The organism is Pseudorhodobacter sp. E13 (assembly GCF_003991405.1).
Lineage (GTDB): Bacteria > Pseudomonadota > Alphaproteobacteria > Rhodobacterales > Rhodobacteraceae > Pseudorhodobacter.
The window spans coordinates 196481-217976 of record NZ_RPEN01000159.1; the positions used below are offsets into that span (position 1 = coordinate 196481).

The 21496-nt window shown below is 62.7% G+C and carries 22 protein-coding genes; 15 read left to right on the top strand and 7 right to left on the bottom strand.

Annotated elements, in window-relative coordinates; all coding sequences use genetic code 11:
* Positions 1–134 precede the first annotated feature (134 nt).
* Positions 135–1205, top strand: a complete 1071-nt coding sequence (gene mnmH, locus EGN72_RS17060) for a tRNA 2-selenouridine(34) synthase MnmH (protein ID WP_127049789.1) — start codon at positions 135–137, stop codon at positions 1203–1205.
* 51 nt (positions 1206–1256) lie between these two features.
* Positions 1257–1706, top strand: a complete 450-nt coding sequence (gene rpiB / locus EGN72_RS17065; protein ID WP_127049791.1) for a ribose 5-phosphate isomerase B — start codon at positions 1257–1259, stop codon at positions 1704–1706.
* Between the two features lie 10 nt (positions 1707–1716).
* Here the strand turns inward: rpiB and EGN72_RS17070 are convergent, their stop codons facing one another.
* A complete protein-coding gene (locus EGN72_RS17070) occupies positions 1717–2769 on the bottom strand; it encodes an AbrB family transcriptional regulator (protein WP_127049793.1) in 1053 nt (350 codons plus the stop codon).
* 87 nt (positions 2770–2856) lie between these two features.
* Between EGN72_RS17070 and EGN72_RS17075 the strand changes: the two genes are divergently transcribed.
* Positions 2857–3537 carry a GntR family transcriptional regulator gene (locus EGN72_RS17075; RefSeq protein WP_127049796.1) on the top strand — a complete coding sequence of 227 codons (681 nt, stop codon included), beginning with the start codon at positions 2857–2859 and terminating at the stop codon, positions 3535–3537.
* A gap of 4 nt (positions 3538–3541) precedes the next feature.
* On the opposite strand, the gene metG is transcribed toward EGN72_RS17075, so the two are convergent.
* Complete coding sequence (gene metG / locus EGN72_RS17080; RefSeq protein WP_127049798.1) at positions 3542–5251, bottom strand: methionine--tRNA ligase; 1710 nt, start codon at positions 5249–5251, stop codon at positions 3542–3544.
* Positions 5252–5382: 131 nt separating this feature from the next.
* Here metG and EGN72_RS17085 point away from each other — a divergent pair, with 131 nt between their 5' ends.
* Together EGN72_RS17085 and EGN72_RS17090 are read left to right on the top strand one after the other, a co-directional pair.
* Complete coding sequence (locus EGN72_RS17085) at positions 5383–6072, top strand: AzlC family ABC transporter permease (protein WP_127049800.1); 690 nt, start codon at positions 5383–5385, stop codon at positions 6070–6072.
* A complete protein-coding gene (locus tag EGN72_RS17090; protein ID WP_127049802.1) occupies positions 6065–6358 on the top strand; it encodes an AzlD family protein in 294 nt (97 codons plus the stop codon). The genes EGN72_RS17085 and EGN72_RS17090 overlap by 8 nt, the downstream gene beginning before the upstream one ends.
* Positions 6359–6435: 77 nt before the next feature.
* Here the strand turns inward: EGN72_RS17090 and EGN72_RS17095 are convergent, their stop codons facing one another.
* Positions 6436–7659, bottom strand: coding sequence for an MFS transporter (locus EGN72_RS17095; protein WP_127049804.1), 1224 nt, complete (start codon positions 7657–7659; stop codon positions 6436–6438).
* A 165-nt stretch (positions 7660–7824) separates the two neighbouring features.
* On the opposite strand from EGN72_RS17095, the gene EGN72_RS17100 reads away from it, so the two are divergent.
* Positions 7825–9321 carry a tetratricopeptide repeat protein gene (locus EGN72_RS17100; RefSeq protein ID WP_158623216.1) on the top strand — a complete coding sequence of 499 codons (1497 nt, stop codon included), beginning with the start codon at positions 7825–7827 and terminating at the stop codon, positions 9319–9321.
* A 71-nt stretch (positions 9322–9392) separates the two neighbouring features.
* Here EGN72_RS17100 and EGN72_RS17105 read toward each other — a convergent pair whose 3' ends face one another.
* The 4 genes from EGN72_RS17105 to puuE all read right to left on the bottom strand — a co-directional run bounded on the left by EGN72_RS17105 (position 9393) and on the right by puuE (position 13644).
* Positions 9393–10754: a uracil-xanthine permease family protein gene (locus EGN72_RS17105; protein ID WP_127049808.1), complete on the bottom strand. Its 1362-nt coding sequence runs from the start codon at positions 10752–10754 to the stop codon at positions 9393–9395.
* Between the two features lie 76 nt (positions 10755–10830).
* Positions 10831–11316, bottom strand: a complete 486-nt coding sequence (locus EGN72_RS17110; protein WP_127049810.1) for an ureidoglycolate lyase — start codon at positions 11314–11316, stop codon at positions 10831–10833.
* 82 nt (positions 11317–11398) lie between these two features.
* Positions 11399–12232 (bottom strand): bifunctional allantoicase/(S)-ureidoglycine aminohydrolase, encoded by an 834-nt coding sequence (locus EGN72_RS17115; protein WP_127049812.1) that lies wholly within the window; start codon positions 12230–12232, stop codon positions 11399–11401.
* Positions 12229–13644 (bottom strand): allantoinase PuuE, encoded by a 1416-nt coding sequence (gene puuE / locus EGN72_RS17120; RefSeq protein ID WP_127049814.1) that lies wholly within the window; start codon positions 13642–13644, stop codon positions 12229–12231. The genes EGN72_RS17115 and puuE overlap by 4 nt, the downstream gene beginning before the upstream one ends.
* Positions 13645–13805: 161 nt before the next feature.
* Here puuE and uraH point away from each other — a divergent pair, with 161 nt between their 5' ends.
* The 9 genes from uraH (at position 13806) to EGN72_RS17165 (ending at position 21486) form a co-directional block, all read left to right on the top strand.
* The gene (uraH, locus tag EGN72_RS17125) at positions 13806–14165 is read left to right on the top strand and encodes a hydroxyisourate hydrolase (protein ID WP_127049816.1); all 360 of its coding nucleotides are present in this window, start codon (positions 13806–13808) and stop codon (positions 14163–14165) included.
* A gap of 93 nt (positions 14166–14258) precedes the next feature.
* A complete protein-coding gene (locus EGN72_RS17130; RefSeq protein ID WP_127049818.1) occupies positions 14259–14819 on the top strand; it encodes a NifU family protein in 561 nt (186 codons plus the stop codon).
* Positions 14809–15477, top strand: coding sequence for a tRNA (adenosine(37)-N6)-threonylcarbamoyltransferase complex dimerization subunit type 1 TsaB (tsaB, locus tag EGN72_RS17135; RefSeq protein WP_127049820.1), 669 nt, complete (start codon positions 14809–14811; stop codon positions 15475–15477). The genes EGN72_RS17130 and tsaB overlap by 11 nt, the downstream gene beginning before the upstream one ends.
* Positions 15474–15896: a GNAT family N-acetyltransferase gene (locus EGN72_RS17140; protein ID WP_127049822.1), complete on the top strand. Its 423-nt coding sequence runs from the start codon at positions 15474–15476 to the stop codon at positions 15894–15896. Before tsaB ends, EGN72_RS17140 begins: the two co-directional genes overlap by 4 nt.
* Positions 15897–16072: 176 nt before the next feature.
* A complete protein-coding gene (locus tag EGN72_RS17145) occupies positions 16073–17071 on the top strand; it encodes a BMP family protein (protein ID WP_127049824.1) in 999 nt (332 codons plus the stop codon).
* On the top strand, positions 17072–18640 hold the full coding sequence (locus EGN72_RS17150) for an ABC transporter ATP-binding protein (protein WP_127049826.1): 1569 nt from the start codon (positions 17072–17074) through the stop codon (positions 18638–18640).
* Positions 18637–19731, top strand: coding sequence for an ABC transporter permease (locus EGN72_RS17155; RefSeq protein ID WP_127049828.1), 1095 nt, complete (start codon positions 18637–18639; stop codon positions 19729–19731). The genes EGN72_RS17150 and EGN72_RS17155 overlap by 4 nt, the downstream gene beginning before the upstream one ends.
* A complete protein-coding gene (locus EGN72_RS17160; RefSeq protein WP_199743772.1) occupies positions 19731–20696 on the top strand; it encodes an ABC transporter permease in 966 nt (321 codons plus the stop codon). The genes EGN72_RS17155 and EGN72_RS17160 overlap by 1 nt, the downstream gene beginning before the upstream one ends.
* Positions 20680–21486: a purine-nucleoside phosphorylase gene (locus EGN72_RS17165; RefSeq protein ID WP_127049832.1), complete on the top strand. Its 807-nt coding sequence runs from the start codon at positions 20680–20682 to the stop codon at positions 21484–21486. The genes EGN72_RS17160 and EGN72_RS17165 overlap by 17 nt, the downstream gene beginning before the upstream one ends.
* Positions 21487–21496 lie beyond the last annotated feature (10 nt).

Consider the following 21496-nt stretch of genomic DNA (forward strand, 5'->3'; position numbering starts at 1 on the left):
GCCAAGAGGCATAAAAGCAGGTATCGCATGCAAGCAGCCTATGCGGCGCTGTGCGCCCGATCAATCGCGCGCGGCGGGGTGGGCTTTGCAGATGGCGGCTTTTCGCCGTGCGGCGGGTAGGCTATGTCTGGGGAATGGCATTGACCCTTACCTCGCTTTCACAGATTCCGGCGCTTGGCTTCGATGATATCATCGACGTGCGCGCGCCGTCGGAATTTGCCGAGGATCACGTTCCCGGCGCGATCAACCTGCCCGTGCTGGATGATGCCGAGCGCGCGCAGGTGGGCACGATTTACAAGCAAGACAGCCCGTTTCGCGCCCGCAAGGTGGGCGCGGCCTTGGTGGCGGCCAATGCGGCGCGGCACTTGCAAGGCGTTCTGGCCGATAAGCCCGGCGGTTGGCGGCCTTTGGTCTATTGCTGGCGCGGGGGGCAGCGGTCAGGCTCTTTCGCTTCGATTCTGGCGCAGATTGGTTGGCGGGTGGAGCTGGTTGCCGGGGGCTACAAAACCTATCGCGGCTTGGTGGTGGAGGCGCTGTATCATCAGCCCTTTGCCGGGCGGCTGGTTGTGCTGGATGGCAATACCGGATCGGCCAAGACCGCGCTTCTGGCGCGGCTGGCGCAGCGTGGGGTTCAGGTGCTGGATCTGGAAGGTTTGGCGCATCATCGCGGGTCCTTGTTTGGTGCGCTGGCAGGCGGGCAACCCAGCCAGAAGGCGTTTGAAAGCGCGTTGGCCGCGGCTTTGATCGCCTATGACCCCGCGCAGGTGCTGGTGGTCGAGGCGGAAAGTTCCAAGGTGGGGAATTGCCGTTTGCCCGCAAGCCTGTGGAAGGCGATGCAAACCGCGCCACGCTTGGCAATTTCGGCACCGGTGGAGGCGCGGGCCGCCTATCTGGTGCGGGCCTATGCCGATCTGGTGACGGACCCTGCGCGGCTTGGCCGTGTGATCGCGCGGTTGAAGCCTGCCCATGCCGCCGAGCAGATTGCCGCGTGGCAAGCCCTGTCTGAAACTGGCGCGTTTCAGGCTTTGGCCGCCGATCTGATGGCCCGGCATTACGATCCGCGCTATGCCAAGCACCGCGCCCGCAGCGCCCCACCGCTGGAGGATTTCCGTGCGGAGAGCCTGGATGAGGCAGGGCTGGACCAATTGGCCGACCGGCTGGCGGGCAGGATTGCGCGGCTTCAGGGCGAATTGACAAACGGCTGAACACCTGTTCCAAGCGCCGCCAATCAGCCTTGGAAACCGGGAGCCCCTGCCATGACAACCAACAAGCGTATCGTTCTGTCCAGTGACCATGCCGCCATTGATCTGCGCCAGAAGATCGCCGCCCATATCACCGCGCGCGGCTGGGAGGCGGTGGATATTGGCCCGACCACCCCGGAAAGCACGCCATACCCGCAGCATGGCGCAGCGGCGGCGCAGGCGGTTGCTTCGGGCGAGTGTCGGTTTGGCATCATTCTGTGCGGCACCGGGCAAGGCATCATGATGGCCGCGAACAAGGTCAAGGGCATTCGCTGCGGTGTGTGTATGGACACATTCTCGGCCCGGATGATCCGCCAGCATAATGACGCGAACATGCTGTCGATGGGCGTGCGGGTGCTGGGCGAGGGGCTTGCGCTGGATATCGTTGACGCGTTTCTGGATGCCGATTTTGAAGGTGGCCGCCATGCGACGCGGGTGGATATGATCAACGCGATGGAAGACTGACAGCCCGCGGCTATGGCTTCGGCTTTGTCACCCCGAACAGGCGCGCGGCCAGTGGTGCGCCTGTTATCACCAGAATGATCCGGGTCAGGTGATGGGTGATGACAAAGCCCAGATCAGCCCCGGCCACAATCGCCAGCACCGTCATTTCGGCCTGCCCGCCGGGGGCAAAGGCAAGGAATCCTTCGACCGGGGGGGCAAGGCCCGTCAGCGTGACCAGTTCGGTAAACAGCGCCGCCAGCACCGCCAGCAGCAGCACAAAGGCCACACCCGAGGCCACGACCTGCCGCAATTCGCGCAGGGTCACGCCCACATAATACACCCCGATCCCCATGCCGATGAAATATTGCGACGCCAGAATCGCCTCTTTTGGCGGGCGCATATGGATAAGGTCGGTCAGCGAGAACACCGCCGCCACGATCATCGGCCCAAGGATTGAGGCCCCGAACAGGCCCAACCGCTCCCCCCCTTTCCAACCGACAAGGGCGGCCACGACCATCAGCGCAATCTCTTGCAAAGGGATGGTGGCGGCGGGGGCACCAATCGGGTTGTTCAGCGCTACGCCGTAAATCTGGGTCAGCAAGATCGGGGCCAGCGTGACGATGATCAGCACGCGGGTGGCATGCACCAGCGACAGCGTGCGCACATTGCCGCCTGCTGCCTCGCCAAAGATCACCATATCCTGCAAGCCGCCGGGCATCGCGGCGTAATAGGCCGTGACCCGGTCAAAGCCACACACCCGTGTAAAGAAGGGCACACCGATCAGCGCGATCAGCGCGATGTAGAACGGGATCAGCGCCACAGAGGCCGCCATCAGTGGCAATTGGTGGATCAGGTCGGGTGTGATCGAGGCCCCGACCGCCACGCCCAGAATGGTGCGCGCGGCAACCGAAACCTCGCCCATGCCGCGCAGCTTGGCCCCGGCAAGCGCCGCGATCAGGCAGGCGGCCATGGGCCCGAACAGAAACGGCAGTGGCAAGCCCAGCAGATAAAACACCGCCACCCCTGGGGCAGCAAAGAGAAGGGTTTGCCCGCGCCCAATGGCTTGTGATTTCCAGCTAGTCATGGGTATCTTTCTGCCAAAGGGGTGCACATTGACACATCATCGCATCCCCTTGTATACATGTGGATACAAATTGCAAGCAGGTGTTTGATGCCCCCTTCCCCCGATCTGCCCGACAGCGAAGACAGCTCGCAAGGCGGGGCGGCCTATAAGCGCCTGCTGGAAGACATTGCGCGCGGCGATCTGGCCCCCGGTGCCCGGCTGCGGGAAACCGAACTGGCCGAGCGGTTGGGCATCAGCCGCACCCCGGTGCGCGAGGCCATCCGGCAGCTGGAGGCAGACGGGCTGGTTGCCCATATCCCGCGCCAGGGGGCCACCATCCGGCAGTTGGATTACCCCGAAGTGATGGAGCTGTATGAGATGCGCACCGTGCTGGAAGGCACCGCCGCGCGTCTGGCCGCGCGCGCCGCATCCGAGCTGGAACTGGATGAGCTGGAAGCGCTGAATGCCGAACTCAGCCGGGCTTCGGGCCGGGCGGCCTATGTGCTGAACCGGCAGTTTCACATGACCTTGCTGGATGCCGCCAAGAACCGCTATCTGATCAAATCGGTGCAATCACTGCAAAAAACCCTGCTGATCATTGGGCAATCAACGCTGATGGATGCCACCCGCGCCGCCGATGCCGTGGCCGAACATGCGCGGGTGTTGCAGGCATTGCGCGCCCGTGATGGCGCGCAGGCCGAGGCCCTGATGCGTGACCATATCGAACAGGCACATCGCGCCCGCCTGCGCGCCTTGCGGCACCGCGACCGCCCAATCGACGCGCCCTAGCGGATCAGTCGCGCACCCCGGCGAAACGCGCTTGCCATTCGGCGCGCTCTTCATCCGTGATCTTGCGGAACAGCACCTCTGGCACCTCGAACACATGGCCAACGGGCAAGGCGCCCAGCGCCGCGCGCAGATCATTGGGCCATGACCAATCGTCGGTTTTCATGCCCGCCATCATCGAGGCCGCCGCATCCGGGATGAAGGGCTGCGAGATCACCGCATAAACCCGGATCAGGTTCAGCGCGAGGCGGATCATCGCCGCCGCCTGCGCCGGATCGGTTTTCACCACGGTCCACGGCGCGGCGGCTTGCAGGTATTCGTTGCCCGCCACCCAAATGCTGCGCAGTTCGATCGCGGCTTTGCGAACCTCCATCGCCTCCATATACGCCTCATAGGCGCGCAGACGGGTTTCCACCTCGGCGATCAGCGCATCTTCGGCCGCGCCCCATGTGCCGCCCTCTGGCACCGTTTCGCCAAATTTGGACCGGCAGAATTTGGTGACGCGAGAGACAAGGTTGCCCAGAACATCGGCCAGATCCTTGTTGGCGGATTGCTGGAAATTCTCCCATGTGAACTCGGCATCCGAGGATTCGGGGGCATGTGACAGCAACCACCAGCGCCAGTAATCGGCGGGCAAAAGCGACAGCGCCTGATCCATGAACACCCCGCGCCCGCGTGAGGTGGAGAACTGGCCGCCATCGTAATTCAGGTAGTTGAAGGATTTGATGTAATCCACCAGCTTCCACGGCTCTGCCGAGCCAAGGATCGTGGCGGGGAAGCTAAGGGTATGGAACGGCACGTTATCCTTGCCCATGAACTGGGTATAGGTGACATCCTGCGCGCCCGCATCGGTGCGCCACCAGCGTTGCCAGTCGCCCCCCGTCGCCTCGGCCCATTCCTGCGCGCAGGCGATATATTCGATGGGCGCATCGAACCAGACATAGAACACCTTGCCATCCATGCCCTGCCATGGCGCGCCGTCAAACTGCGCGGGCACGCCCCATTGCAAATCACGGGTGATGCCACGGTCTTGCAGCCCGTCGCCATCGTTCAGCCATTTCTTCGCGATGGAGGTGGTCAACACCGGCCAATCGGCTTTGCTGTCGATCCAGTCTTGCAACTGCGCGCGCATGTCGGATTGCCGCAGGTAAAGATGCTTGGTTTCCCGCAACTCCAACTCGGTAGAGCCTGAAACGGTCGAGCGCGGGTTGATCAGGTCCACCGGGTCAAGCTGCTTGGTGCAATTGTCGCATTGATCGCCGCGCGCGCTTTCAAACCCGCAATTCGGGCAGGTGCCCTCAATATAGCGGTCGGGCAAAAAGCGGCCATCGGCCACGGAATACATCTGTTTTTCCACCACTTCGCGGATCAGGCCCTGTTCGGCCAGCCGCTTGGCAAAGCTTTGCGTCAACGCCCGGTTCTGCGCGCTGGAGGAGCGGCCGAAATGGTCGAAAGACAGCCGGAAGCCGCGCGCAATCTCGGCCTGCACGGCATGCATTTCGGCGCAATACTCGGCCACCGGTTTGCCTGCCTTGGCGGCGGCCAACTCGGCAGGCGTGCCATGTTCATCAGTGGCGCAGAGGAACAAAACCTCATGCCCGCGCGCCCGCAGGTAACGCGCATAAAGATCGGCGGGCAACTGGCTGCCGACAAGGTTGCCCAGATGTTTGATCCCGTTGATATAGGGAATCGCGGAGGTGATAAGATGTCTGGCCATGAACGCTGCCCCTTGCAAAGATTGCCCCCGTTTAACCCATGCCAAAGCCGAGGGCCAGAACCCTCGCACGCAGGGCTTGACCATCTGCGGCCTTGCCGCCTATCACCGCCGCAAAATCGGAACCCCGCCCCATGCCCCTGCCCGCCGAATTCCGCCAAGGTCTGCGCGACATCGCCCCGCTGGCGCTTGGCGTGGCGCTTTATGGTCTGGCCTTTGGGCTGCTGGCGGCACAGGCAGGCATGGACGGGCTGCAAACCGGGATCATGGGGGCCACGGTTTTCACCGGATCGGCGCAATTCGTGGCGGTGGAACGGCTTGCCGCCGGGGCGACGGCGCTGACGGCATTGGTGGCGGGCATCGCGCTGAACCTGCGGATGGTGCTGATCACGGCCAGCCTGCGCGATGTGTTGGCGGGCCAGCCGTTCTGGAAGGTGGCCTTGGGCGTGCATCTGACCACCGATGAAAGCTGGGCGCTGCTGCATGCCACCCGTGCGGCGGGGCGGCCTGCGGGCTATTGGTATCTGGTCGGCGCAGGGTTTGGCGTGTTCGCGGCTTGGATCGCGGCAACCGTGGCGGGGGCCAGCTTTGCCCATTCCATCCCCGAACCGCGCGCCTTGGGAATAGATTTCGCCTTTGCCGCCGCCTTCATCGCCATTCTGCGCGGGCTGTGGCGCGGGCGGCGCGATGCCGCGCCATGGCTGGTGGCTGCCGCCACCGTTGTCGCCCTGCGCCTTGGCACCACGTTGGAGCCCTCTTGGGCCTTGGTCGCAGGTGGCGTGCTGGGCGCGGCTGTCGCCGCCTTTGGGGGCCGCGATGTCTGAGGTCACGCTGCTGATTGCCAGCCTTGCCGCCGCCACGCTGGTCATCCGCTTGGGCGGCTATTACCTTGGCGCGGCGCTGCCGCAATCGGGGCCAATTGCGCGGGGCCTCAAGGCGCTGCCCGGCACGCTGATCACCGCATTGGTCACGCTGCAACTGATCAATGGCGGCGTGAATGAATGGATCGCAGGTGCCGCCGCCCTTGCTATCGCCATCGCCACCCGCTCTTTGCCGCTGACAATGTTGGCGGGGATCGTCACCATCTACGCCTTGCGCAACGGGTTTTAGTCCCGTCCCGCCCGCTGCTTTCTTTCCGGTCCAAATATCCATCGCCATCAGCCAAGCCATGCACCGCCCCGGCAAACTTACTTGCGGTCGCGCCCCCGGCCCAGCAAGCGGCCCACCCAGAATGAGGTGCGCGGCTCATAGGTATAGGCGGTTCTGGCTTCGGGGCTGGGTCGCGCCTGCATCCGGGCAATCCCGAAAATGATCAGCACAACATGGGCCAGCGCGATCATCAGGAACATCGCGGAAGGCCCGAAATATTCAATGACAACCGACGCCAGATAGGGGCTGGCAATCGCCCCCACGGCGTAAAGGAACATCAGCGCCGCCGAAAGCTCCACCCGCTCTGCCGAGGTGGCGAAATCATGGGCATGGGCGGTGGATACCGAATAGATCGGCATCGTCACAAAGCCGAACAACCCGGCCGACAGGAACACCGCCACCGTGCCCGCGCCTGACAGAAAGATGGTCACTGAACACGCCGCAATCCCGGCCACGGACAACCCGATCAACACGCCGCGCCGGTCGTATTTATCGGCCAGCCAGCCCACCGGTATTTGCGCCAGCGCGCCCCCCACCACAAAGGCCGCCAGAAACAGCGCGATCTGGTCGGCGCGCAGCCCCACCTCGATGCCGTAAACCGGGCCGACCATGCGAAACGCCGCCCCCGTGACCCCCGACACAATCACCCCTGCGGCTGCCAGCGGCGAGCGTTCCCACGCCAGACGGGGGCGCAGGCGCGGGGTGACGGGTGTTTCGGGCGGCTCGGCCTTGGTCAGCGTCAGCGGGAACAGCGCCGCACAGCACAGCAATGCCAAAAGGTTGTAGGAAACATAGGACGCAGGCTCCAGCACCGCGATCATCATCTGCGCGCCCAGACTGCCGCAGATATCCACCACGCGGTAGGTGCCCATCGCCCGCCCCCGCGTTTCATTCGTCACCTTGGCCTGCAACCACGCCTCGATAATCGTGTAACAGCCCGCGATGCAAATCCCGCTGGCCACCCGCATCACGGCCCAGGCATAGGGGTCGATCACCAGCATATGCGCCAATATCCCGATGGTGCCCGCCGCGATGAAGGCGGCAAAGGCGCGGGAATGGCCCACCTCGCCCATCAGGCGCGGCGCCCACCAGCACCCCACAAAAAACCCGACAAAATGCGCTGAACCCAATATCCCGATCTGTGCGGTGGTGAAATTCAGCACCCCGCCCGAAATCGCATCCAGCGGCGCCACCCCGCCCGACCCCAGTTGCAGCAGCACGACCGACAGGAACAGGGCGGCAAAGGAGATTAGCAGGCGCATAGGGTCGGGGCTTTCTTGGTGGGGTGGTCAAACTGGGCACGGCCTGCGCCCACCCTGTGCGATTTCAGGGGCCTCCGTCCAGCCTGTTCCGGCCTTGCAGGGGGGCAGAAGTCTCGGTTAGGGTTAGGCGACGTTTTGATAGAGTTATTTCAAAGGACCATGCCCATGGCGCGCAAGCTATTTGTTCCGAGCATTCTGGTATCGGCGCTGGCCGTTGCCGCCGTTCTGGGCTGGCACCAGATGGAAGGAAATCCGATGCCCGATCTTGTCACCCAAGCCGCAGCCGATACGGCAAGCCTTGCGCCCCTGACCGAAGCGCAGATTACCGAGCCGCTGCGCGCCCGTCTGGCCAAGGCGCGTGAGGCGCTGCCAAAGGCGGAAACCCCGCAGCAACGCGCGGCCCTGCTGCGCGAGCTTGATCTGACCGCGCGCGCGCTGGCCATGCCCGGTGCAACACTGAAGCAAGCAACCGAAGACCGGGCGCTGCTGGCCGAGTTGCAAGAGGCCTATGGCCTGAGCGCGCCGGAAGGTGCCGAGGCCGCGCAAGCCGCGCTGGAGGCCGGGAATATCGCCGACGCCGCCCCTGCCTTCGCCGCGCTGCGCGAACAGGCGGAGGCCGATATCCGCCGCGCCGCCAAGGCCGCCTATGGTTTGGGCCGCATTGCTATGGCGCAGGGCGATACCGGCACGGCGCTTGGCTTTTTCCGCCGCGCGGCGGATCTGGATACGCGCCATGCCTATGCCAAGGCGGCACAAGCTGTTGCCATCCAACTGGGCCAAAAAGACATCGCGCTGCAACTGTCCAAGGTCGTGCTGCAAAGCGCGCTTGCCGAATATGGCGAGGTCAGCGCCGAGCGGGCAGAGGCGCTTGGCCAAGTGGCCCAAGCCTTTTTGATCGCGCAAAAGCCCGCCGATGCCGAGAAATTGCTGCGTGAGGCGATTGCCGTGGGCGAAAAGGCCACGGGCGGCAAGGATGAGGCACAGGCCAAACGGCTGAACAATCTGGCCGCTGTTTTGCGCGCGGCGGGCTATGCCGAGGCGGCGGAACCGATCTATCGCCAAGCGATCGAGATTGACCGCGCCGCCCCCGATGGGGTTTACCCTGAAACCGCGACGCGCCTGTCCAATCTGGCGGAATTGCTGGTTGCCACCGGCCGCGCCGCCGAGGCAGAGCCGCTGTATGACAGCGCGATCAAGGCCACGCGTCAGGCCTTTGGCCCGACCCATCCCGATCTGGCCATGCGAATCGCGGCCTTGGCCGACCTGCGCCGCAGCCTTGGCAAGAATGAGGAAGCACTGCCGCTGTATCTGGAGGCGATTGAGGTCAGCCGCGTGGCCCTTGGGACCGAACACCCGGAATTTCGCAGCCGTCTGGACCGGATTGCCAGCGCGCTGCGCAGCATCGGCAAGGACAGCGAGGCCGAGCGGCTTTACCGCGAATTGCTGACGCTGACCGAAAGTGCCGTTGGCAAGGCCGATGCCGATTATGGCCGCGCCTTGAACAATCTGGCGCAATTGTTGGCCAGCGGCGACCGTAAGGCCGAGGCCGAAGCGATGTTCCGCGAGGCGCTGTCGGTGCTGGAAAAAGCCTTGGGCGCGCAAAGTGCCGATGCCAAGCAAGTGGCTGCCAATCTGGGCGGGTTGCTGGCAAAGCAGCCCTGAAACGGCTCAGAAGCGGGCATGAAAAAGGGCGGCACCACGGGGCCGCCCTTTCTGTTTGTCAGACTGTCGGATCAATCGTCGGCAAGCTGTTCCGGCAACACAAGGTTCAGCACAATCGCGATCAAGGCCGCAGGCAACAGGCCCGAGGTCAGCAGGATTTGCGCGGTTTTGCCGACATGCTGCAAGGCCGTCGGTTCCAGTTGCAAGCCAAGGCTGACCGAAAGCGCGGTGGCAAAGATTACCATGTTGCGGCGGTTCCATGTCACATCAGACAGCATGTTGACACCCGAGGCGCAGACCATGCCGAACATCACGATCACACCACCGCCCAGCACGTTGATCGGGACGGTGTTGATGATCGCGCCGATTTTCGGGATGAAGCCGCAGAGGATCAGGAAGATCGCGCCGATGGTCACGACATGGCGGCTCATCACCCCGGTCATGGCGATCAGGCCGACGTTCTGGCTGAACGAGGTGTTGGGCAGCCCGCCGAACACACCCGCAACCGCCGTGCCTGCACCATCGGCAAAGGTTGCGCCCGAGATTTCCTTGTCGGTCGCCTCGCGCCCCGCGCCGCCTTTGGTGATACCGGACACATCGCCCACGGTTTCAATCGCCGAAACGATGGCCATGAAACACATGCCGATCACGATGGCGGCGTTGAATTCAAACCCCCATTTGAACGGTATCGGCGCAGCGAAATAAGAGGCGCGGCCGATGTTGGAAAAGTTCACCTGCCCCATGAGGTAAGCCACGATATAACCCGCGATGATGCCGATCAGCACGGCGGCAACCGCCATGAAGCCGCGCGCGAAAAACTTGATCGCAAGCGTGACAAGCACAACCACGATCGCCGGGGTCCACATCGCAAGCGAGCCGAATTCGGGCTTGCCCATCAAGGGCACACCGCCTGCGGCGTATTGGATGCCGACCTTGACCAAGGCCAGACCAATCATCAGCACGATCAGCCCGGTGACGAGTGGCGGCAAAGCATAGCGGATTTTGCCCACCACAAAGCCAAGGCAGAAGTGGAACATGCCGCCAAGGACCACACCTGTCATCAGCCCTGCCAAGCCGGCGGTGCCAAGCCCTGCCACCGCCGGGATCATAATCGGCACAAAGGCGAAAGAGGTGCCTTGCACGATGGGCAGCCGCGCACCGACAGGCCCCATGCCGATGGTTTGAAACAGGGTCGCGATGCCGGCAAACAGCATCGACATCTGGATCATGTAATTCATATCAGGAAAGCCCAAGGCCCCCTGATCCGAGCCAAAGCCAATACCCGCCGCACCGCAAACGATGATGGCAGGGGTGACGTTGGAAACAAACATCGCCAAGACGTGCTGGATGCCCAAGGGCACCGCACTTCCAAGCGCGGGCAGATAGTTAGGATCGCGGAGCTGTTCCGGCGTGCCGAGAGATGTATCAGCCATTTCGATGTCCTTCCGTGTTGGGGTTCTTTTTTGGAAAAACCGCTTCTTTTTTTGGCGGTTCTTTTCAGGGGTCGCGTTAGGTGTTGTGGGGATGCACCTCCCAGCTTTGGGTGAAGTGATGTTCTTCGAGGTTAGCGGTGGGGCCGATCCGGTCCACCACGGCGAAAAGGCCCGGCGCGTGCAATGGCGTGAGGACGCCATGCCATGTGCCGCGATGCAGGTTGATGGCTTGCGCGCCATTGGTCAGAAAAGCGCGCGGCGTGGCCTCTGGGTCTGTGATGACGATGACCAGAAACGGGTGCTGCGACATCGGGATGAAAGCTTGCGAGCCTTCGGGATGCCGTTCCACCAGATCGAGGCAGTAGGGCAAGCTGCGCGGCTGGGCGTGGAAAATGGAAATCCCGGCGCGGGCGTCAGCGAAATCGAGTTTGGCACGGTCATGGAACCGCCCGCAAAGCCCTTGGTTGATCAGCTTGTCCGGTGGGCCCGCAACCTCCAGCACATCGCCGAAGGGGGCGAAGGCGGTGGCGGTGAGCGGTTCGGTGAAGATGATGCGCGACATTTGGGCCTTTGGGTTTCCGGCTGGTCGCCGGGGGTTTCACACCCCCGGACCCCCGTGGGATATTTTTGAATAGATGAAGGGGCTAGCGGGGTGTGAAGGGGCCGCGCAGATTGGCGTGGCGGTTGACATCTTTGTAAAGCAGGTAGCGGAAGGGGCCGGGGCCTGCGGCGTAACAGGCTTGCGGGCAGAAGGCGCGGAGCCACATGAAATCGCCTGCTTCGACCTCTACCCAATCCTGATTGAGTTTGTAGACGGCTTTGCCTTCCAGCACATAAAGCCCGTGTTCCATGACATGGGTTTCTTCAAACGGGATCACGCCGCCGGGTTGGAAGGTGACGATGGTGACATGCATATCGTGGCTGAGGTCTGTCGGGTCGACGAAACGGGTGGTGGCCCAAGCGCCGTTGGTATCGGGCATGGGAGTGGGTTTCACCTCGGCATCGCTGGTCACGAAGGGTTTCGGCGCGGGGAGGCCGGGGGCGGGTACATAGAGTTTGCGGACCCAATGGAAGCGCGCCGGGGTTTTCTGGGCGTTCTTGAGCCGCCACGCGCTGTGGGGCGGGATATAAGCATAGCCGCCGGGGCCAAGGTCATATTCCTGCCCGTCGATGGAGAGCCAGACCTCACCTTCCGTGAGGAACAGCACCGATTCCGCGCCGGGGTCATTGTCGGGCGCGTCGGAGCCGCCACCGGGGGCAACCTCCATCACATATTGGCTGAAGGTTTCGGAAAAGCCGGTCATCGGGCGCGCGATCAGCCAGAGGCGGGTTTTATGCCATCCGGGCAGGTAGCTGGTCACGATATCGGAGAAGACCCCGCGCGGGATGAAGGCATAGGCATCGGTGAAGATGGCGCGGCCTGTCATCAATTGGGTTTGCGGCGGCAGGCCACCGGTTGGCGCGTAATAGCGGGTCATGGCAGCATATCCTTCAGGCGCAGTTCCGCGATGCGTTCGACTTGGGCGCAGGCGGTGGTGAATTCGGTTTCCGTGTCATTGCCGATGCGGGTTTGAAAGGCGGCGAGGATGCTGTCTTTGGTGTTGTCGCGCACGGCGATGATGAAGGGAAAGCCGTGTTTGGCAACATAGGCCGCGTTAAGCTGTTCAAACTGCGCGCGTTCGGCATCGGTCAGCGCGTCCAGCGCGGCACTGGCCTGTTCGGCGGTGCTTTCGGCGGTCAGCCGTTTGGCGGCGGCAAGTTTTCCGGCCAGATCGGGATGCGCTGTCAGCACGCCCAGACGCTCGGCCGGGGTGGCGGAGCGGAACATGCGGGCCAGCGCATTGTGCAGCCCCGTGGCGCTGTCATGCGCGGGGCCGAGTTCCAGCGCATGGGCGCGGGACGCGATCCACGCGGAATGTTCGAACACGCCACCGAAGCGGGCGACAAAGCTGTCGTGATCCATCTGGCTGGGGCGGGTGCGGCGCTGATGCGGATGGGTGGCGGCCCAATGGGCGGCGATATCCATGCGGCGGGGGAACCAGACATCGGCATGGGACTGGGCGTAATCCAGAAAGCGCATTAGCCCTGCGATCTTGCCCGGACGGCCAATCAGGCGGCAGTGCAAGCCGATGGAAAACATCTTGGCCGCACCCGCCGCCCCTTCGGCGTAAAGCACATCAAAGCTGTCCTTGAGATATTGGAAGAACTGCTCCCCCTCGATATAGCCGGGGGCCGTGGCAAAGCGCATGTCATTGGCTTCCAGCGTATAGGGGATGATGAGTTGGTCGCGCGGGCCGATTTCGGCCCAATAGGGCAGATCATCGTCATAGGTGTCGGATATCCAGTCGAACCCGTCTGTCTCGGCCACCAGACGCAGAGTGTTGACGGAACAGCGCCCCGTATACCAACCCCGGGGGCGCTGGCCCACCACCTCGGTGTGCAGGCGCACGGCCTCGGCAATGGCGGCGCGTTCCTCGGCTTCGGGCATATCCCGGTGTTCGACCCATTTGAGCCCGTGGCTGGCGATTTCCCAGCCGGCGGCTTTCATCGCGGCAACCTGTTCGGGGTTGCGGGCAAGGGCGGTGGCCACACCGTAAATCGTGACCGGGATGTTGCGCGTGGTGAACAAACGGTGCAACCGCCAGAACCCGGCGCGTGCGCCGTAATCATACAGCGATTCCATGTTCCAATGCCGTTGGCCCGGCCAAGCTGCTGCCCCGGCGATATCGGACAAGAACGCCTCGGACCCGGCATCGCCATGCAGGACGTTGTTTTCGCCGCCTTCCTCATAGTTGAGCACGACAGAAACCGCGATTTTCGCCCCACCCGGCCAAGCGGCATCAGGCGGGTTGGCGCCATAGCCCGTGAAATCGCGCGGATATCTGTTCACCATTGCCCCCATTGTTTGACTGTCTGTCTATTACGGAAACAGATGTGCTATTACCAAAAAAAACCGGAAAGACTTTTTGCCTAACTTGCGGGTCACGCCTTGCCCGGAAAACGGGCTATGATGGTCGATAAATGCGCAGAACATGAAACGGAGACAAAGCGATGAACGGCGGTAAACTGACAACCCATGTTCTGGATACGGCGCGGGGCAAGCCCGCGGCGGGGGTAAAGATCATGCTGTATCGGGTTTCGGGTAACAGCCACAAGAAACTGGCCGAAACCGTCACCAATGATGATGGCCGCACCGATGCGCCGATGCTGACGGGTGCTGCCCTGACAGAAGGCAGCTATGAGCTGGTGTTCTGCGCGGGTGACTATTTGCGCGCCACGGGGCAAGCGACGGGCGAGGTGCTGTTTCTGGATGAAATCCCGATCCGCTTTGGTGTGCCGGATGCGGGGGCGCATTACCATGTGCCGCTGCTGATCTCGCCTTTCGCATATTCGACCTATCGCGGCAGCTAGACCTGCTTAGAATCATTCCAGAAGGTCGCGGCGCAAACCTTGACTTGTCGTTGCCGCGGGCGCATATCTGACTGGAACAGTCGGAGATAGAAGATGTTTATCCAGACCGAATCCACGCCGAACCCGGCGACCTTGAAATTCCTGCCCGGCCAAGCGGTGCTGGACATGGGAACCGCCGATTTCCCGAACGCGGACGCGGCCGAGAAATCCCCGCTGGCGCGGCGCATTTTTGCGGCGGGCGATGTGACGGGGGTTTTCTTTGGCAATGATTTCGTGACCGTGACCAAAGCCGATGCCGTGGAATGGGATCACATCAAACCTGCGATCCTTGGCGCGATCATGGAGCATTACCAATCCGGCGCCCCGGTGATTGAGGGTGAGCAAGCCGCATCGGGCCATGCCGAGCATACCGGCGAAGATGGTGACATCGTGGCCCAGATCAAGGAGTTGCTGGATACGCGGGTGCGCCCCGCTGTGGCACAGGATGGTGGCGATATCACCTTCCACGGCTTTGATCGTGGGGTGGTTTACCTGCACATGCAAGGGGCCTGCGCAGGCTGCCCGTCTTCGACACTGACGCTGAAGATGGGGATTGAAAACCTGCTGCGGCATTACATCCCCGAGGTGCTGGAGGTCCGGCCCGTTGCCGCCTGAAAAGCCCTTTCTGGCCTTTGACACAACGGCCGCGCATTGCGCGGCCGCTTTGCTATTGGGCGGTGATTGCATCGCGCTGGCCCGCGAAGAAATGGCCAAGGGGCAAGCCGAACGCCTGATGCCGATGATCGAAGAGATGCTTGCAGCCGCCGGATATCGCTGGGCCGATCTGGGCGGTGTGGGCGTGGGCACCGGCCCCGGCAATTTCACCGGTATCCGGATTTCCGTGGCGGCAGCGCGGGGCTTGGCGCTTGGCCTTGGCGTTCGGGCCGTGGGCGTGACAGGGTTGGAGGCTTTGGCCCATGGCGCGCAAGGGCGCTGCCGCGTGGCGCTGCCTGCCTCACGCGGGGCGGTCTATGTGCAGGATTATGATGGGGAAACCGCGCTGGCGGCACCGTTCGAACGGGCGGCGGATGACCCGGCGCTGTGGCCGGATGATCCGGCTGTGACGCTGATCGGGGATTGGCCGGACCCGCCTGCGGGCATGCCGCACAGGCTGATCCGCCCTGATGCCAAAACCCGACTGCGGGCGCTGGCCCGGATTGGCGCGCGTCGCTTGGACCAAGACGCCCCGCCGCCTGCCCCGTTTTACATGCGCGCCGCCGATGCCGTCCCCGCCAGCGACCCGCCGCCGCGCATCTTGGATGATCCGGCATGACACCCGCCGCGCTTGCCGCCTTGCATGCCGCCGCCTTTACCACCCCCCGCCCCTGGACCGAGGCCGAGTTCGCCTCGCTTTTGGCAGGCAGCGGGGTTTTCCTTTTAGGCGATGCGCGTGGTTTTGTGCTGGGCCGCGCGGTCGCCGGAGAGGCCGAGGTGCTGACCCTTGCCACCGCCCCGGACCACCGCCGCCAAGGTATCGCCCGCCACCTGATGGACGGCTTTGCCACTCAGGCCCGCAGCAGGGGCGCAGACAGCGCCTTTCTGGAGGTGGCCGAGGACAACGCCCCCGCAACCGCGCTTTATCTTTCATTGGGTTACAACCTTGCGGGCCGCCGCAAAGCCTATTTCGAAACGCCAGAGGGGCGGCGCGTGGATGCCTTGGTGCTGACCAAATCATTGGCCCCGCCCGCTTGACGCAACGACAGCCCGGCCAATCGCCCAAAACTTGACCAATCGGCCAAATCGCGCCTGCGGCCTGTGCAAATACCTATTGACCCTTTCGGCCAAACCCGCCCTAATTTGACCACGCCCCACCCACCCCTTCGGGGGGATTCTTGCGGTGGCAAAAAATCCAATCGGGAGACGATAGTATGAGCCTCATGAAACATCTCGCCGCTGCCACGGCGACCCTTGCGCTGACCGCTGGCATGGCGGCGGCAGACCCTGCGCTGATCTTTGATCTGGGCGGCAAATTCGACAAATCCTTCAACGAGGCTGCATATGAAGGCGCGCAGCGTTGGGCACAGGAAACCGGCGGCACCTATAAAGAACTAGAGATGCAATCCGAAGCCCAGCGCGAGCAGGCGCTGCGCCGTCTGGCCGAATCCGGCGCAAACCCGGTTGTCATGACCGGCTTTGCCTTTGGCGATGTGCTGGCACAAGTTGCCCCGGATTTCCCGGATACCAAATTCGCCATCATCGACGTGAACTGGCTTGACCTTGCCAACGTAAAGCAAGTCGCCTTTACGGAACATGAGGGCAGCTATCTGGTCGGGATGATGGCGGCCATGGCCTCCAAGACCGGGACGGTTGGTTTTGTTGGCGGTATGGATATTCCGCTGATCCGCCGCTTTGGTTGTGGCTATGCGCAAGGTGTGAAAGCCGTGAACGCAGATGCAACCGTGATCGCCAACATGACGGGCAGCACCCCTGCCGCCTGGAATGACCCGGTGAAGGGTGGCGAATTGGCCAAAGCCCAGAAATCCCAAGGCGCGGATGTGATCTTTGCCGCAGCGGGCGGCACCGGGATCGGTGTGCTGCAAGCCGCTGCCGATGAAGGCATTTTGTCGATCGGCGTGGACAGCAACCAGAACCACCTGCATCCGGGCAAGGTTCTGACCTCCATGCTCAAGCGTGTGGATAACGCGGTTTACGAAGCCTTCAAGGCAGGCGTCGATCTGGAGCCGGGCGTGCAGGTGATGGACCTTAAGGCGGGCGGCGTTGGTTATGCGCTGGACGACAACAATGCGGCACTGGTTTCGGAAGAAATGAAAGCTGCTGTGGACGCAGCCTCGGCCAAGATTGCCTCGGGCGAACTGGTTGTGCACGACTATATGTCGGATGAAACTTGCCCCGCCCTGACGTTCTAAATGTCAGTGCCAAGCAATTCGGGGCGGCAGGAAACTGCCGCCCCCCACGCGGCCCCGCTGGCGATTGAGCTGCGCGGGATTTCCAAGGCTTTTGGCCCGGTGCAGGCCAATAAGGATATCTCGATTCAGGTTGCCAAAGGCTCCATCCACGGGATCATCGGTGAGAATGGCGCGGGCAAATCGACGCTGATGTCGATCCTTTACGGGTTTTACAAAGCCGACGCGGGCGAGATTTACATTTCCGGCAATTTGACCCCCATCCCCGATAGCCAAAGCGCCATTCGCGCCGGGATCGGCATGGTGTTTCAGCATTTCAAACTGGTGCAGAATTTCACCGTTTTGGAAAATGTGATCCTTGGGGCCGAAGGCGGTGCCATGCTTCGCGGTGCGATGGCACAGGCGCGCAAAACCCTGACCGAGCTTGCGCGCGAATACGAACTGGATGTCGACCCCGATGCCGTGATCGAAGACCTGTCTGTCGGCCATCAGCAGCGGGTAGAGATTTTGAAGGCGCTGTATCGTCAGGCCGATATTCTGATTCTGGACGAACCGACTGGCGTGCTGACCCCGGCAGAGGCCGACCAATTGTTCCGCATTTTGAAAGGGTTGAAAGATCAGGGCAAGACCGTGATCCTGATCACCCACAAGCTGCGCGAGATTATGGAGATCACTGACACGGTATCTGTGATGCGGCGCGGGCAGATGACCGCGACCGTCAAGACCAAAGACACCAGCCCCGAGGAACTGGCCGAGTTGATGGTGGGCCGCAAGGTTCTGCTCTCGGTCGAGAAAAAGCCTGCGACACCGGGCGCGATGGTGCTGGAGGTGGAAAACCTGCGGGTGCGGGATGAGGCGGGGATAGAGCGCCTGAAAGGCATTTCCCTGACCATCCGCGCAGGCGAGATTCTGGGCATTGCAGGCGTGGCGGGCAACGGCCAATCCGAACTGCTGGAAGTGTTGGGCGGCATTGCGCGGGGCACCGGAACCGTGCGGCTGAACGGGCAAGACATTGCGCTGACCGCCGCCGCCGATGGCCAGACCCGCCGCGCGCGCGGCATCGCCCATGTGCCAGAGGATCGGCAGCATCTGGGCCTCATCATGGATTTCACGGCTTGGGAAAATGTGGCCTTTGGCTATCACCACGCGCCGGAATACCAGAAATCGGCGCTGTTCATGGATAATGACGCCATCCGCGCCGATACCATATCCAAGATGGAACGCTATGACGTGCGCCCGCCAATCCCGACGCTGGCCGCCAAAAGCTTTTCCGGCGGCAACCAGCAAAAGATCGTCGTCGCCCGCGAGATGGACCGCAACCCCGACCTGCTGCTGATCGGCCAGCCGACACGCGGCGTCGATATCGGCGCGATTGAATTTATTCACAAGCAGATCGTCGCGCTGCGTGATGCGGGCAAGGCAGTGCTGCTTGTTTCGGTCGAATTGGATGAGATCATGAGCCTTTCGGACCGGATTGCCGTTATGTTTGACGGCCAGTTGATGGGCGAGCGTGACCCCGCCAACACGGATGAGCGCGAATTGGGCCTGTTGATGGCGGGGGTGGTGCAATGACCGCGATGCCAAAATGGGCCGATGCCATACTGGTGCCGCTGATCAGCCTGCTGATTGCCTTTGTGATTTCGGGCCTCGTGATCCTTGCGATTGGCGAAGACCCCGTGGCCGCGATGAAGCTGATGATTACGGGCGCGCTTGGGTCCACCTATGGCTGGGGGTATACGCTGTATTACGCCACCAACTTCATCTTTACCGGACTGGCGGTTTCGGTCGCTTTTCAAGCCGGGTTGTTCAATATCGGCGGCGAGGGGCAAGCCACCCTAGGCGGGCTTGGCGTGGCGCTGGCCTGCCTGTTCGTGCCATGGCCGCATTGGTCACTGGCGCTGATCGGGGCGGCGGGAATGGCGGCGCTGTTTGGCGCGGCTTGGGCGGCGATTCCGGCCTATTTGCAGGCCAAGCGCGGCAGCCATGTGGTGATTACCACCATCATGTTCAACTATATCGCGGCCGCCTTGATGATCTATGTGCTGGTTACGGTGCTGCGGCCTGCGGGGGCGATGGATACCGCCTCGGCCCGGTTTGACCCCGCGCTGAAATTGCCGCGTCTGGGCGATATTCTGGGGCTGGTGGGCATTCCGTTCAACAACCGCAACCCGGCCAATATCAGCCTGCTGATCGCGTTTGTGGCCTGTGTCGGTGTGTGGCTGCTGATGTGGCGCACGCGGCTGGGCTATCAGCTACGCGCCTTTGGCAAATCGGAAAAGGCCAGCGTTTACGCAGGCATCAACCCGGTGCGCATCACCATGTATGCCATGCTGATTTCGGGCGGGCTGTCTGGGATGATGGCGATCAACACCGTGATGGGCGAGGCGCAGCGGTTGCTGCTGAACTCGGTCGAGGGGGCGGGGTTCATCGGCATCGCCGTGGCCCTGATGGGGCGCAGCCATCCGGTGGGTGTGCTGCTGGCCGCGATCCTGTTCGGGTTTCTGTATCAGGGCGGGGCGGAACTGGCCCTGTGGACGACGATCCCGCGAGAGTTGATCATCGTTATTCAGGCGCTGGTCATTCTGTTCACCGGGGCCATGGATAATATGGTGCGCAAACCGGTAGAAAGCCTGTTCCTGTTGCTGCGAAAGGGGAAAGCGTGATGGATTTCGCAACCCTGATCCAGATTCTGGACAGCACAGTGCGGCTTGCAACGCCGCTGCTGTTTGCCTGCCTTGCGGGTCTGTTTTCGGAACGCGCGGGCGTGTTTGATATCGGGCTGGAGGGCAAGATGCTGGCCTCGGCCTTTCTGGCAGGCTCTGTCGCGGCTGTGACCGGGTCGGTCTGGCTGGGGGTGCTGGCGGGGATATTCGCCTCGCTGCTGCTGTCGGGCGTGCATGGTCTGGCCTCGATCACCTTCCGGGGCAATCAGTTGATTTCGGGCGTGGCGATCAACTTTCTGGCCTCGGGGCTGACGGTGCTGCTGGGGCAAAAATGGTTTGGCCTTGGCGGCCGCACCCCTGCCCTGACAGGCGAAGGCCGGTTTGAAGCGATCACCCTGCCCTTTGCTGATGCGATTGCGCCGCTGCCCATCATCGGCCCGATTTATGCCGAGCTGATTTCGGGGCATTCGGTTCTGGTCTATCTGGCGATCGCCTGTGTGCCTGCGTCGGCGTGGTTGCTCTATCGCACCCGCTTTGGCCTGCGCTTGCGGGCGGTGGGGGAAAACCCGGCGGCGGTGGATACGGCGGGGGTTTCGGTGATCGGCATCCGCTATAGCGCTGTGGCGATTTGCGGTGTGCTGTGCGGTTTGGCCGGGGCCTATCTGGCGCTGGGACTGGCCGCAGGCTTTGGCAAAGAGATGACGGCGGGGCGCGGCTTTATCGCGCTGGCGGCCCTGATCTTTGCGAAATGGCGGCCTTGGTATGCGCTGGGGGCGACCATGCTCTTTGGCTTTCTGGAGGCGGTCGGCAACCGTTTCCCCAGTATCGACCTTGGGCTTTTCGCCATCCCCTCGCAATTCGTGCAGGCCCTGCCTTATATCATCACCGTGGTGATCCTTGCAGGCTTTATTGGCAAGGCGCGGCCACCCTCTGCCGGGGGGGAACCCTATGTCAAAGAACGCTGAGGCGCTGGCGGCGCAGATCCGCAACCTTGCGGGGGCAGAGCCTGTGAAGCTGGGCCTGATCCTTGGCTCCGGTTTGGGGCATCTGGCGGGCGCGGTGCAAGGGGTTGCCATTCCCTATGCCGATTTGCCGGGGTTTCCGCATGCGGGGGTTTCGGGGCATAACCCGAACCTTGTGATCGGTGATCTGGAAGGCGTGCGCGTGGCCGTGTTCGGCGGGCGGGCGCATTACTATGAAAGCGGCGATCCGGCAGCGATGCGCTTGCCGCTGGAGGTGCTGCGCGCATTGGGCGCCGAGGCGGTCATGGCCACCAATGCCGCAGGGTCGCTGCGCGCCGATATTCAGCCCGGTGATCTGATGCTGTTGTCAGATCACATCAACTTTTCCGGCCTGAACCCGTTGATCGGGGAAAAGACAGATGCGCGTTTCGTGCCGATGAAAGACGCGCATGACCCGGCCTTGCGCGCCGCCTTGCAGGCCGCAGCCAAGACCTGCGGCATCCCGCTGCCCGAAGGGGTTTATGCGTGGTATTCCGGCCCCAGTTTTGAAACCCCGGCCGAAATTCGCGCGATCAAGATTTTGGGCGGCGACGCCGTTGGCATGAGCACGGTGCCCGAGGTGATTCTGGCGCGTTTTCTTGGGCTGCGCGCTGTGGCGGTATCGACCATCACCAATATGGCGGCGGGCCTGTCCGAGGAAAACATCAGCCACGAGCATACCAAGGCCATGGCCCCGCTGGGGGCGGCCAAGCTGGAAAAAATCTTGCGGGCGGCGCTGCGGGCGATGGCATAAGGCCAGTTTC